This is a genomic window from Roseateles sp. GW821-FHT09H10, assembly GCF_059415865.1.
Genome location: NZ_JBWKOB010000009.1, coordinates 72,664 through 85,286, shown reverse-complemented (window position 1 = coordinate 85,286; position 12,623 = coordinate 72,664). Strand labels below are relative to the sequence as shown.

The following is a 12,623-nucleotide window of genomic DNA, read 5'->3' as shown; positions in this document are numbered from 1 at the left end:
CGCCAGGGGCGTGCAACTGCGGGCTCGCAACATCTCCGCCGCACAATCCAAGCATGCAAGCTGCTCGTCGCGTCCTTCTCCTCGGCCTGGTGGCCGCTCTGTCCGGCTGCGCCGCACCCGGGCCGAAGTTCGCCGGACTGGCCCCGCTCAGTGCCAGTGAAAGTGATGTCTATGTGTACCGGGGCAGCGCCCTCTATTCGTTCGGCGTAGCGTTTGACGTTGCTCTCGACGGAAAAAAGGTCGGCGCCCTGAGCAACGGGTCCTACCTTCACCTTCGCCTGCCGCCGGGCACCTACAAGCTGAAGGTTTCTCCCGGGGGCGTTGGGAAGTCGTCGGAGCTGCAAATCCAGGCCGAGGCAGGACGGGCGACCTTCTTTCAATACGAGTTCGTCACGGGACCGCTGGCGAATGCCTTCTTCATCGGCTCCTCCATCGCGCCGCGCGAGCAAGCCCGTGCGGAGGCGGACATGAAGGAACTCAGCGCTGCAAAGTGACACCTCAGATCTGGCGCCAGCGCAGGCCGAGTGGTCAGACGGCGTTCCATCCAAGAAACCCATGATCACCTACGTCTGCCCCAATTGCAGCAAAGCCCTCAGCGAGGGCGCCGCGTCCAGGTCCTGCCCGGCCTGCGGCGCAAACTTTGGCGCGGGGTCGGCCTGGACGCCGGTGGATGTCGCCAAGCTGGCGGCAGAGGAACTGCCGACATCGTTCAAGGTGTTGAAGGCGTGCGCGGCTGCGGCATTCGCGCTGCTGGGCGCCTCCTATCTCTATCGCGGCTACCTCAAGGCCGTGATGTTCGGACTGGGCCCGACTTTCGCCTTCGGCGTCCTCTTCGTCTTTCTGGCCGCCGTGATCTTTGCCGCGCGCACGCCGCGCGGGATCTGGCTGTCGCTGGGGACGGCGTTTCTCGCGCTGACCCTTGCGCTGAAGGTGTGGCCGGGCTGAGCCGGCTTGGCCTGAATGTCAAAAGGGCTTGGCAAACGCCAAGCCCTTTTCTCTGTGCTGTGCAGGATCAGCCGTGTCGCGCGCGACGCGCCGAGACGCTGAGCAGCCCCAGTCCCAGCAAGGCCAAGGTCACGCTCGCCGGCTCCGGCACCGCCCCCACGCTGACCCCGAAGGTCAGGTTCCCGCTGACCCATTCACCCTCGGACACGCCGCTGGCGAAGTCCTTGAATGCCTCGCTGAATTCCAGCCGCAGCAGGCCGTCGGCGCCGACGCTGATGCCGAAGCTGCTCAGGTCGATGGAGCCGCTGTAGCTGCCGTTGCCGCTGAAGAAGTCGGCACTGCCCGGTGTGAAGGTGAGCAGGCTCAAGCCGCTGGAGTCGCCAAAGCTGACCTGCATCTCGGCCAGCACGCTGGGCGAGAAGGCGTTGAGCTCCAGCGCCCAGTCCAGCGAGGTCAGCACGGCATTGGCGCCGACGTCGATGAGCCAGACCGTGTTGCCGGCCTCGCCCTGCAGGTTGACGCTCTGCGCGCCGCTGACGTCGACGGCAACGGCTGCAGCGTGTGCGGCCGAGCCGGCAAACAAGCCCGCGACCGCGAGGGTGGCGGCGGCGGCCAGGTGGTGGAACTTCGTTTTCATGGCTTGGGCTTTCATTGGGCGGCGGGGCGGACGACAAAGACGACAGCGGTACGGGCCGGCACGCTGAAGCTGCCGGTCGCGCGGTCGAACGTGGCCTGCTTGGCGCGCCAGTCGACGGCGGTGGCGGCGGTGTGCACGGGATGCAGTTCCAGCGCGTGGCCGGCCAGCGTCGGCAGGGTCAGCTGCTTGGCGGTCTTGTCGACGTTGATCAGGTAGACGAGTTCATCGAAGTTGGCGCCGGCATAGCCCGTGCCGTCCAGGCGGCCAACCAGCACCGTGGCCTCCTGGCTGGAGCCGGTGTTCAGGAAAGAGAGGCGCGCCTTGATGTCCTCGGCCGTGCGCAGGCGCAGCAGCGTCGTGCTCTTGCGGATGCGCAGCAGGTCGCGGAAGGCATCGCGCGTCCAGGCGATGTCGTTGGCGTGCGGCTTGATCTGCGCATTGGCCAGCAGCGGACGGGCCAGGGCCCAGTTGTCGGCGTTGTCGCGCGAGGGCGGCAGGCCGACGCCGAAGTTGTTGTCCTGGTAGGTCCAATCCAGGCGGTTGAACCAGTCGCCGCTGTCGTAGCTGTTGCGATCCAGGCTCTTGCTGCGCAGCACGTCGGTGCCGGCGTGGAAGTAGGCCACGCCCTGGCTGAAGGCATTGATGGCATTGGCCAGGATCTGCACGCGGGCGCGGTCCTCCTTGCTGGTGCCGGTGGGCAGGCGGAAGGCGTTGTTGTCGAACAGGGTCAGGTTGTCGTGGTTCTCCACATAGTTGACGACCTCGCCCGGCTCCAGCACCCAGCCGGCCGGGATGCCGCCGACGTCGATCTGGTCCAGGCGCAGCGTGGCGTCCCAGTGGGTCTGCATCTGGAAGCTGCGGATGGAGCCCGCCAGCGAGGCCTTGATGCGGTCGGCCTGCCACATCAGCTCGTTGCGGCTCTGGCTGCCGTTGCTGCCGTTGGGGTCGTAGAAGAAGCCGTTCACATAGCCCTGGTTGGCGACGATGGCCGCGCCGGAATCGCAGCAGCCGCCACCGCGCACCGCGTCGCGGATCAGCGGGTTGAAGCTGCCGATGCCGGAGCCGTTCAGCGACAGCATCTCGGCCTGCACGAAGCGCGCGCCATTGGCCACTTCGCCGAAGTTCCAGCCTTCGCCGACGATCTGCACCTTGCGGCCGGCGGCGGCCTCGACGCGGGCCTTCAGCGTCTCCAGCACCGAGCGCGGGTGGTGGCCCATGATGTCGAAGCGCAGCGAGCTCATGCGGTAGTCGCGCACCCAGGTGACGGCGGAGTCCACCATCAGCTTGGCCATCATCAGGTTCTCGGCTGCGGTGTTCTCGCAGCAGGTCGAGCGCTCGATGCCGCCTGCCGAGTTGTAGCGGAAGTAGTAGTTGGGCACGACCTTGTCGAGCACCGAGGTGGCGTTCTGGCCGGACGAAGTCGTGTGGTTGTAGACCACGTCCATGCCGACGCGCAGGCCGGCCGCGTTCAGGGCCTGCACCATGCGGCGGAACTCGACGACGCGGGCCAGCGGGTCGTTGGCATTGCTGGCATAGGCGCCGTCGGGCGTCGTGAAGTGGTGGGGGTCATAGCCCCAGTTGAAGCAGTCGGTGCCGGCGGTGGCGGCGACCGTGGCCTGCTGGGCTTCGCTGTCCGGCGCGCCGCTGGGCGAGGGCGTCGTGCAGCTCTTCTCGTTGATGCTGGCCAGGTCGAAGACGGGCAGCAGATGCACGTCCGTCAGGCCGGCGGCGGCCAGCGCGGCGAGGTGCTTCATGCCGTTGGACTGGGTCTCCGCGAAGGCCAGGTATTTGCCGCGCTTGGCGGCGGGCACTGACGAATCGTTGATGGAGAAGTCGCGGACATGCAGCTCGTAGATGCTGAGGTCCGACGGCGCGGCCACGCTGGCGGGCGGGGCGCTCTGGTCCCAGCCATTGGGCTTGGTGGCCTGGGCCTGCAGGTCCATGACGACGCTCTGCTGGCCGCCCAGGGTCAGGCCCAGGGAATAGGGGTCGGTGACGAGGTTCTTCACTAGGCCCGTGCCCTTGACGAAGACCTGCACCTGGTAGCGGTAGGTGGCGCCTTGCAGATGGCCTTGCTTGGAGAGGCTCCACACGCCGGTGGCGGCGTCGCGCGCCATGGCCTCGGTCGTCGTGCGGGTCAGGCCGGAGTTGCCCAGGGCTTGCGTGAGCACCAGGGACACGTTCTGCGCGGTCGGCGCCCAGAGCTTGAAGTTGGTGCTGCCGTTCTTCGCGAGGGCGCCCAGGTCGGGCACGTCGTTGGCGGCGGCGTAGAGGTCGTCCAGCGCGCCGGCGATCTGCGCGGTGGTGGCGTTCTGCACCTTGCCGTTGGCATCCTCCTGCACGAGCACGAGCTGCTGCTGGTGCAGCGAGGGCAGGCGGGCGATGTCGGCGGCGCGCACCTGGAAGACGGTGCCGCTGGCCACGTACTTGAAGCGCAGCGCATCGGCGGCCGGCACGCTGCCCGTGAAGGCGTCCAGCGTGATGTAGCCGTCGGCGCCCTGCACGGCGGCGTCCAGGGCGACGCTGATCTGGCCGGTGGCGGAGTGGTAGAGGCGCACGGGGCTGCTGGTCGCGATGCGCGGCCACTTGACCAGGCCCTTGTTCAGCCACACGGCGCGGGCGTCGGTGCTGGAGACCTGGCGCAGGTCGGGCGGCGCCGTGTAGACGGTGGCGTCGCGTTCCACCAGCCAGATCTGGCCGACCTGGTTCTGGATGTTCAGCGCGGCGTACTCGACGCGGATGTTGTCATTGCGGCCGTCCTTGTCGTTCTCGTTGGGCGGCATGCCGTGGATGATGAATTCCAGGCCCTTGCGGTTCACGTCACCTTGCGGGTTCAGCACCGGGATGTCGAACACCACTTCGCCGTCGGCCACCGCGTAGCCGGCCATGCTGCTCAGGGGCACGGGCTGGCCCCAGTTCTCGATCTGCACGCCGGCCGGCAGGGCGGGGGCGTTCAGGCCGCTGCCGTTCCACAGGTGCAGGCCCCAGGCGCTGTAGCCGGCGTCAAAGCGCTTGTAGTGCACGCGCAGCGTCTTGATGTCGGGCACCGGCAGCAGCAGCGGGTTGCTGGTGTAGTTGGTGCTGTCGCCCTGCAGGCGCCAGATCTCGTTGGCGCCGGACTGCAGCACATGGCTCTGGTCGGCGCCGCCGTTGTCCTTGTTGTCGCCGAGGTGCAAGAGGAAGCCGACGCTGCCGCTGCCGGCGGCCAGGGGCACGTCGTAGTACACGCCGAAGTCGTCGCTGCCGGCGGCGTTCCAGCCGCCGTTCCAGTTGGGGCTCTGGGCGGCATTCCAGGTGTGGATCTGCCAGCCCGAATAGTCGCCGCCGGAGCGGCGGTAGTGCACGCGCAGCGAGGTGGCCGGCGCGCCCGGCGTGGCCACGGCGGCGATGCGGGCGCGTGGCGCCTGCGCAGCCGGCACGCCGGCCAGCAGTTCGACGCCACTGTCTGCGGCCGCCGCGCTGCTGGTGCTGCTCATGCTTTGCTGCGGTGCGACATCGCCGCCTCCGCAGCCGCCGAGCAGCGCCAGAGCGCCGATTGCCAAGCCCGCGATCGCCTGGCGCGCCTGCTGCGCCCAGCTTGCCCATGCCTTCATGTTCGTGCACTCCTTTGAAGTGCGCGGATGCTATTGAAGCAAAACTACATTCGATAGCTGGTGGAATCCCGAGGAGAAGTTCACGAATCCTGTGGAGTCATTGGTGGCTTCCTTGGTGTTTTGGCCAATACACGCTTAGATGTTGTAGTTTTATTTCAATGCTTCATTCGCGAATGGCGAGGCTGGTGGCAGATGTGACGGCGTTGGAATTCGTGAGGATGACTCACGACAGCCGCGCGGGGCGGGGCTAAGCTTCAAACCGGAGACCGCAACAGAGCAGGGGAACTGCCATGAACAAGATTCGTGTCCTGTATGCCGCGCTGGCCTTGGCCGCCACCGCGGTCGGCCTGGGCGGCTGTGCCGTTGAAACCAAGCCGCCGCCGACCACCGAGGTCTTTGCCGACTCGGCCTTCAAGCCGCCCAGCGTGAACATCGATGTGAAGGACGCGCTCGCCCTGAGCCCGGCCATGCAGCGCTTCGCCGAGACGGTGATGGCCAGCGAGATCCGCAACAAGGGGCTGCGCGACGGCCTCATCGACGCCCTCTACACCAAGGGCCGGCTGCAGCTGGACTATGACGCCGAGGCCACGCGCACGGCCGCCGAAGCCTTCGAGGCCAAGCGCGGCAACTGCATGTCGCTGGTGCTGATGACGGCCGCCTTTGCCCGCCATTTCCACATGCCGGTGCGCTTCAACAGCGTCTACCTGGAGGAGAGCTGGACCCGCTCCAACGGCATCTTCTTCGTCGCCGGCCACGTCAACATCAGCCTGGCCCGACCCTTGGCCACGGGCCGCTCCAATGTCTTCGGCGACCCCGAGCTGCTGACCATCGATTTCCTGCCGCCCGACCAGGTGCGGGGCCACCGTGGCCGCGTCGTCGACGAGTCCACCATCCTCGCGATGTTCCTGAACAACCGCGCCGCCGAGGCGCTGACAGTGGGCAAGGTCGACGACGCCTACTGGTGGGCGCGCGAAGCCATCCGCACCGATTCGCGCTGGCTGTCGGCCTACAACACCCTGGCCGTGCTCTACCGCCGCAAGGGCCTGATGGACCGTGCCGAGGCCACGCTGCGCCTGGTGCTGGAGCGCGAGCCGCTCAACACGCAGGCGATGTCCAACCTCATCCTGGTGCTGGCCGATACCGGTCGCCGCGACGAGGCCAATGCCTACGGCGCCCAGCTCGCGCAGATCCAGCCCGTGCCGCCCTACAAGTTCTTCGACGAGGGCCTGATGGCCATGAAGGCCGGCGAGTTCGCGGCCGCCCGCCAGTTGTTCCGCAAGGAAGTGGCGCGCGCGGCCTATGTGCCTGAGTTCCATTTCTGGCTGGGCCTGGCCAATTACGGCATGGGCGACGTCGGCGCGGCGCGCGGCGAGATCGCCAAGGCGCTGGAGAACAGCGCCACCGTCAAGGACCGCGAGATGTACGGCGCCAAGCTGGCCTGGCTGAACGAGATGCGCGAGCAGCATCGCCAGCAGCGCGTCCCGATCCGCGGCGCTGCAGGCTCCTAGAGCGGAGCGAGCCCGTGGCGGGCGCGGGCGCGGGCGCAGGCCTCGTCGCCTATGCCCATGGGCGCGCGCTCGCCGAATTCCCGGCAGGGCGAGGGCCGCCATTCGTGGATGCCGCAGCTGGCCTTGACACCCACCTTGCCCGTGAAGGCGGCGCAGCGAGGTTGGACGTGGTCGGTGCCGCGCATGCGCACCAGGCGGCCGGTCAGCTCCACCGCCAGCCCGTCGGGCACGCGGCCGCCCTCGCTTTCCAGTTCGCTGCGGTCGAAATCGACCCGGAAACTCGCACAGCAGGCGCCGCAGCTCAAACAGGGGTTGTCACTCATCCAGCCAGTGTAGGCAGCGGTGAGACACTGGATCGATCCCGGCTCATCTCTGCCCACCATGCGCGCACTTCTTGGCACCCTCCTGCTGCTGGCCGCCGCGGCATCCCATGCCGCCGACCTGACCGTCACCGTGCTGGACCGCAATGGCAAGCCGCTGGCCGATGCCGTCGTGCTGGTGGACAGCGCCGTGCAGGGCGCCCGGCCCGCCATGGTGATGGAGGCCAACATCGCGCAGGAGAAGCTGCGCTTCACGCCGACCGTCAGCGTCGTCGGCCTCGGGGCCAAGGTCAGCTTCAGCAATCTCGACACCTGGGACCACCACGTCATCCTCGGCCTGATGGGCGCAGGCGGCGTCTATGTCGATCCGGGCCAGAACACCCAGTTCCGCCTCGCCGGCCGCGTCGGCAACAAGCCACCGGCCAGCGACAGCAAGGTGCTGAACCAGCCGGGCGCCTATCTGCTGGGCTGCCACATCCATGGCTCCATGCGCGGCCACATCTATGTGGCCGACACGCCCTGGGCCAAGCTCGGCGGCGAGGACGGCAAGGCCGTGCTGCAGGGCCTGCCGGAAGGCCCGGCCAAGGTGCGCATCTGGCACCCTGACCAGCTCGTCGACGGCGCGCCGACGGAGGTGAAGATCGCGGCCACCGGCAGCGCGGTGGCCATCACGACGCAGATCGCCCCGGCGCGCAGGAAAATCAAACCCGCGGGCGATCCTTACTTCGGTGGCTAGTGGGCAAACGGGTTCGCCGTCGCGAACCACAGGCCGATACCCGTGGCGATGATGAAGGCGCCGTCGGTCACGCCCACCGCAAGGAAATACTTGGTCTGAAGCTCGGGCGCCAGTTCGGGCTGGCGCGCCATGCCTTCCAGCAGCTTCATGCTGGCCAGGCCTATTCCCAGGCAGGAACCGAAGGCGGGGATGCCGATCAGCAGGGCGACGGCGAGGGGCAGGACATCGAAGGCAGGCATCAGATTTACTCCTTGGTGTGTGTGCGAGAAGGAGTCTGGCCGCGTCATGGCGGCGCGTCGATGACCTCGGAAGTCATGGAGTTCAGGCGCCGATTCGGGTCAACTGGAGTCTTCCTTCCTCACTTTTCCTGGGCACCGGCCGGCTCGCGCACGACGGTGACGGTGCAGTCCGATTCGGCCACGACCTGGCCCGACACGCTGCCCAGGTAGCGCCGCAAGGCCGACGCGCCGCGCGCGCCCATGACGATGTGGTCGACGCCGTTGCGGTGGGCGAAGTCGATGATGGCGCCGGCCGCATCCGGCGCCTCCAGCACATGGAAGGTCAGACGCCCGTCGTCCAGGGCCAGGGCCTTGCTGATGGGGCGGGCCCAGTGCTTCAGCGCGATGAGCTGCTTCACATGCAGGCTCTGGCCGTGCTGGTCGGTCAGCTCGTCGAGGCCGATGCGGTTCACGCGCATGACGGACACGCAGGCCAGGCGCGCGCCGGCCTCGGTCTGCACGATGCGGCGCACGGTTTCGCAGAGCTGGGTCAGCAGCTCGGGCGTGGCGTGGTCGACGTCCACCGCCGCCATGACGATGGGGCTGCGCGCCAGCTGCTGGCCGGCCGGCGCCGCCGGTGCCGGCTCGGCACCCAGCGCGAAGAACCAGCGCTTGAAGCGGGTCATGGCGCCGCCCACCAGCAGCTTCTCGGCACGGGCGGTGAGCGCCACGCCGGCGGGCTCGCGCAGGTCCAGCGCCAGCTGGGCGGCGCTCTGGTAGCGGCGCTCGGGCTTGACCTCCAGGCAGTGCAGGATGATCTCCTGCAGCCAGGGCGGCAGCTCGGGCCGGATCGCGCGCGGCGGCGGCGGCTCGACGAAGAGGCGGCGGCGCAGCCCGCGCACCGAGTCCGGCTGCCCGAACGGGCGCTCGCCGGTGGCCAGGTGGTAGAGCATGACGCCCAGCGCGAACAGGTCGCTGCGCGGGTCGTTGCGCACGAACTGCACCTGCTCCGGGCTCATATAGGGCCCGGTGCCCATGGGCAGCGTGAACTCTTCTTCCAGCAGGTCGGGCAGCTGCTCATGGCGGCTGAGGCCGAAGTCGACGAGGACGGCCGTGCCGTCGGGCCGGAACATGATGTTGCTGGGCTTGATGTCCAGGTGCACCACATGCTGGCGGTGCAGGGCCGCCAGCGCGGTGGCCACGCGGGCGCCGATGTCGGCCACCTGCTCCGGCGGCAGCGGCGCGTCGTCGAGCAGCGGGCGCAGCGTGTCGCCGGGGATGTGCTCCATGACGATGAAGGCCTGGCGCGTCCAGTCGCCGCGGGCGACGAAGCGCGGCACATGCGGTCCGCTCAGTTGCGGCATCAGCATCTGCTCGACCTCGAAGCCGACGATGGTGGCCGGGTCCTCGCCGCCCTTGATGCGCGGCACCTTCATCAGCAGCTCGATGCCGTCATCCACGCCGCCATCCGCGCGGCTGACCCGCCACAGATTGGCCATGCCGCCCTGGTGCAGCCGCGCTTCCAGCCGGAAGCCGTCCAGCACCTGGCCGGCCTCCAGAGGCGCGGGTGGAGCGGGGGGCAGGGTGGTCGTCATCACTCGCCGCGGGTGAGGCGCTTGGCCAGGCGCTCCGCGATCAGCGGCGGCAGCTCGGTCGAGCGCAGGGCCGCGACGGCCGCATCGACGTCATAGGCGACGCGCTGGAAGGTGATGCGGGCATCGTCCAGTTCCGACTTGGCGGGGTCCAGCAGGGCATAGCAGGCGGCCGGGTTGCCGTCGCGCGGCTGGCCGCAGGAGCCGGGAATGACGAGCCATTGCCGATGCGCCGGCAGCGGCATGGGCACGCCGGCCACGGGGCGGAAGTCGCCCGCCTTGCCCGTGCCCGACAGATGGAAGAGCATGGGCTCGTGCATATGGCCGCAGACCTGGATGCGGGCCGGGCTGGCGTGCAGGCTCTTCACGGCCTCGGCGCGCCCTTGCACATAGGCCCAGCCATTGGGCTCGAAGGCATTGGCATGCACGAACAGGCAGTGGCCCGGCTCGCCATGGGCCTGCAGCGGCAGGCGCGTCAGGAAGCGCAGCTGGTCTTCGTTCAGCTGGGCCCGCGTCCAGTCGATGACGGCACGGGCATCGGGGTGCATGCCCGGCGTGCTGCCATGGGCCACGGCCTCGTCATGGTTGCCCTGCACGGCGATGGCGCCGTCGGCGGCCAGGGCCATGACCTGGTCGACCACCCAGGCCGGGTCGGCGCCGTAGCCGACGAAGTCGCCCAGCAGCGCATAGCGCGTGGCCCCCTGGGCCTTGGCGTCCGCCAGCACGGCTTCGAGGGCCTGTCTGTTGGCATGAATGTCTGTAATGAAAGCCCAACGCATGGGCGACAGCTTGCCACGATGGGCTGACGTCCCGCCAACACGCGTTCAGAGGGTGGTCAGATCCGCTGAAGCCGCTCCGGGTTCCGTGCCCCCGGGGCGGCTCGCTGGCGAGGTGTCAGCCCTTGCGCCGGCGGCGGGCCACCGCAGCCACGACGGCCATGCCGGCCAGCATCAGCCCATAGGACTCGGGCTCGGGCACCGAGACGGTCAGCGAGAAGCTGTCGCCCACCTGGGCGCCGGCCAGGTTGATCGTCCAGTCGGTACCCGTGCCCAGCGGCGCACCGAGGTAGAACTCCGTCGTCAGGGCCGGCGAGAACCTGGCCCAGCCGCCCTGCGCGGAGCTGCCGGATGCGGCGATCTGCTGGAAACCGTCCGTGGCGATGCTGCCCGGCGCGCTGAAGCTGGCGCCGCTGATGGACAGCGTGGCGCCCTGGATGCCCAGGCCGCTGAGGTTGCGCACCAGGCTGTTGAAGCTCAGCGAGCTGCCGACGTCGGCGGCCTCGACGCCGAAGCTCAGCGTCACCGAGCCGAGGCTGGAGAAGTCCAGGTCGAAGGACAGCTGGGAGCCATTGCTGAACGAGGTCACGGCGGCGGCGCCGCTGCTCGCGTTCAAGGTGACGGCCTGGGCCGAGCCGGCGGCCAGCAGGGCGGCCAGCATGGAGGCGAGGAGTTGATGCTTCATGGAATGTCCTTGGGAATGCGGGGCGGGATCAGATCGAGCCGTTGGCCCAGGGGCCGGTGATCGCGAAGGTGATGCCGGGGGTCTGGATGTTCACGAACAGCCAGCGGCCGCTCGGGTCGAAGCAGGCGCCCGCGAATTCGTTGGTGTTGTGCGCGCCGGCCAGGCTGGTGCTCTTGCCCGCGGCCGTCAGCTGCCCGGCCGTCAGGTTGATGTTGTTCTTGGCGAAGATGAAGGTCTCGCCGGCGGCGCTCAGGCCCATCAGGCGCTGGCCGATGCCGAATTCGTCATTGGCGGCGTTGGAGGCGTCCTCGCAGATGACGATGCCGCCGCGCGGGCTGACGGTGATGTTGTCGCCCATGTTGCCGACGCTGGCGCCGGACGTGGAGTAGATGCAGGTCATGACCTGGGTGGCCAGGTCCAGCTCCCAGATGGCGCCCAGGTTCACGGTGCCGCCGGCCGTGTCCATGATGTAGATCTTGCCGGCGTCGTGCCACATGCCTTCGCCGCGGTTCATGCGCAGGGCGCCCTGCTGCCAACCCTGCACGAAGGGGCCGGCGGCGGAGGTGATGGTCTGTCCGTTCAGGCCGGTGGCGTTGCCGCGGTTCTGGTCGGGGTTGTTGATCGTCACCCATTCCAGCGCATGGGTCTGGCCGAGCTGGGCCGGTGCGACGTTGACGTTGTTCTGGCCGACGACCTTGGCCATCTGCAGCGTGCCACCCTGGGCCAGCGAGCCCAGCGAGCCCTGGGTCACGTTGGGGATGTAGCGGTAGAAGCCGGATTTGCCCGACGAGTCTTCGCTCTGGTAGACGATGCCGCTGGCCGGGTCGACGGCGACCGCCTCGTGGGCGAAGCGGCCCATGCCGATGATGGGCTGGGCGCTGGTCTGCACCGGATCGGCGGCGACCTCGAAGACATAGCCATGCTTCTTGCCCTGGTTGCTGGCGCTGTCCGAGCCCACCTCCTCGCAGGTCAGCCAGCTGCCCCAGGGCGTGGGGCCGCCTGCGCAGTTGGTGCGGGTGCCGCCCAGGCTGGGCGACACGCTGACCCAGTTGCCATCGCGGAAGATGACGTTGGTGTTGCCGCCGGCCGAGTACTGGCCGGAGGTGGTGCCGAGGTCGTAGACGGCCGGTGCGCCGAAGAAGGCCGAGCTGGAGGTGCCGCCGAGTTCGTGATTGCGGATCAGCACCATCTCCGTGGAGCGGCCGACGCGGCGGGTCGTCACGACGGCCATGCCGTCGTGCGCGCCGGGGCAGGGCAGGCCGTTGGTCATCTTGTCGCCCGTCCAGCCAAAACTCTTGTAGCTGAAGCCGGCGGGCAGCTTGAGCAGGGGCAGGCCCGTCGTCAGGTCGTTGACCGGTGCGATCGGGCCGTAGGGGCTGGCGATGCGCGTGGTGGTGCCCGCGGCCATGGCTTCACGCGCGTGCAGCGCGGCGAGGCAGGAGAGGAGGGGGAGGGAGGCGGCGCCCTTCAGCAGGACGCGGCGGCTGGCCTGGACGGTGGGGTCGGTCATGGTGGCGATCTCGGTGGGGTGAAGACACAAAGGCGCTGGCTGCAGCGCGGCGGTCGCGACTGTGACCACGGCTGATGAAACGCGCGTGACTTGTTCACGCCCG

General features: G+C 68.7%; 12 protein-coding genes. 4 read left to right on the top strand and 8 right to left on the bottom strand.

Annotation, left to right across the window (positions count from 1 at the left end; translation table 11 throughout):
• Nucleotides 1–53 precede the first annotated feature (53 nt).
• A complete protein-coding gene (locus tag AC07OY_RS28690; protein WP_495046023.1) occupies nucleotides 54–494 on the top strand; it encodes a DUF2846 domain-containing protein in 441 nt (146 codons plus the stop codon).
• Nucleotides 495–555: 61 nt separating this feature from the next.
• On the top strand, nucleotides 556–945 hold the full coding sequence (locus AC07OY_RS28685; RefSeq protein WP_495046022.1) for a TFIIB-type zinc ribbon-containing protein: 390 nt from the start codon (nucleotides 556–558) through the stop codon (nucleotides 943–945).
• A gap of 67 nt (nucleotides 946–1,012) precedes the next feature.
• Here AC07OY_RS28685 and AC07OY_RS28680 read toward each other — a convergent pair whose 3' ends face one another.
• Both AC07OY_RS28680 and AC07OY_RS28675 read right to left on the bottom strand, forming a co-directional pair.
• Nucleotides 1,013–1,582: a PEP-CTERM sorting domain-containing protein gene (locus tag AC07OY_RS28680; protein ID WP_495046020.1), complete on the bottom strand. Its 570-nt coding sequence runs from the start codon at nucleotides 1,580–1,582 to the stop codon at nucleotides 1,013–1,015.
• A gap of 11 nt (nucleotides 1,583–1,593) precedes the next feature.
• Entirely contained in the window at nucleotides 1,594–5,175 is a 3,582-nt protein-coding gene (locus AC07OY_RS28675) for an alpha-1,6-glucosidase domain-containing protein (RefSeq protein ID WP_495046019.1), read from the bottom strand.
• A 290-nt stretch (nucleotides 5,176–5,465) separates the two neighbouring features.
• On the opposite strand from AC07OY_RS28675, the gene AC07OY_RS28670 reads away from it, so the two are divergent.
• Nucleotides 5,466–6,683 carry a tetratricopeptide repeat protein gene (locus tag AC07OY_RS28670; protein WP_495046018.1) on the top strand — a complete coding sequence of 406 codons (1,218 nt, stop codon included), beginning with the start codon at nucleotides 5,466–5,468 and terminating at the stop codon, nucleotides 6,681–6,683.
• Here the strand turns inward: AC07OY_RS28670 and AC07OY_RS28665 are convergent.
• Nucleotides 6,680–7,006 carry a YkgJ family cysteine cluster protein gene (locus tag AC07OY_RS28665; protein WP_495046017.1) on the bottom strand — a complete coding sequence of 109 codons (327 nt, stop codon included), beginning with the start codon at nucleotides 7,004–7,006 and terminating at the stop codon, nucleotides 6,680–6,682. The two genes, AC07OY_RS28670 and AC07OY_RS28665, sit on opposite strands and share 4 nt — an antisense overlap.
• 58 nt (nucleotides 7,007–7,064) lie before the next feature.
• Here AC07OY_RS28665 and AC07OY_RS28660 point away from each other — a divergent pair, with 58 nt between their 5' ends.
• Nucleotides 7,065–7,739: a cupredoxin domain-containing protein gene (locus tag AC07OY_RS28660; RefSeq protein ID WP_495046016.1), complete on the top strand. Its 675-nt coding sequence runs from the start codon at nucleotides 7,065–7,067 to the stop codon at nucleotides 7,737–7,739.
• On the opposite strand, the gene atpE is transcribed toward AC07OY_RS28660, so the two are convergent.
• The 5 genes from atpE to AC07OY_RS28635 form a co-directional block, all read right to left on the bottom strand.
• On the bottom strand, nucleotides 7,736–7,978 hold the full coding sequence (gene atpE, locus AC07OY_RS28655) for a F0F1 ATP synthase subunit C (protein WP_057299296.1): 243 nt from the start codon (nucleotides 7,976–7,978) through the stop codon (nucleotides 7,736–7,738). The two genes, AC07OY_RS28660 and atpE, sit on opposite strands and share 4 nt — an antisense overlap.
• Nucleotides 7,979–8,097: 119 nt before the next feature.
• Nucleotides 8,098–9,552: a protein kinase domain-containing protein gene (locus tag AC07OY_RS28650; RefSeq protein ID WP_495046015.1), complete on the bottom strand. Its 1,455-nt coding sequence runs from the start codon at nucleotides 9,550–9,552 to the stop codon at nucleotides 8,098–8,100.
• Nucleotides 9,552–10,328, bottom strand: a complete 777-nt coding sequence (locus AC07OY_RS28645) for a metallophosphoesterase family protein (protein WP_495046014.1) — start codon at nucleotides 10,326–10,328, stop codon at nucleotides 9,552–9,554. Before AC07OY_RS28645 ends, AC07OY_RS28650 begins: the two co-directional genes overlap by 1 nt.
• Nucleotides 10,329–10,443: 115 nt before the next feature.
• Nucleotides 10,444–11,010, bottom strand: coding sequence for a PEP-CTERM sorting domain-containing protein (locus AC07OY_RS28640; RefSeq protein ID WP_495046013.1), 567 nt, complete (start codon nucleotides 11,008–11,010; stop codon nucleotides 10,444–10,446).
• A 28-nt stretch (nucleotides 11,011–11,038) separates the two neighbouring features.
• A complete protein-coding gene (locus AC07OY_RS28635; protein WP_495046012.1) occupies nucleotides 11,039–12,520 on the bottom strand; it encodes a PhoX family protein in 1,482 nt (493 codons plus the stop codon).
• Nucleotides 12,521–12,623: the final 103 nt, after the last annotated feature.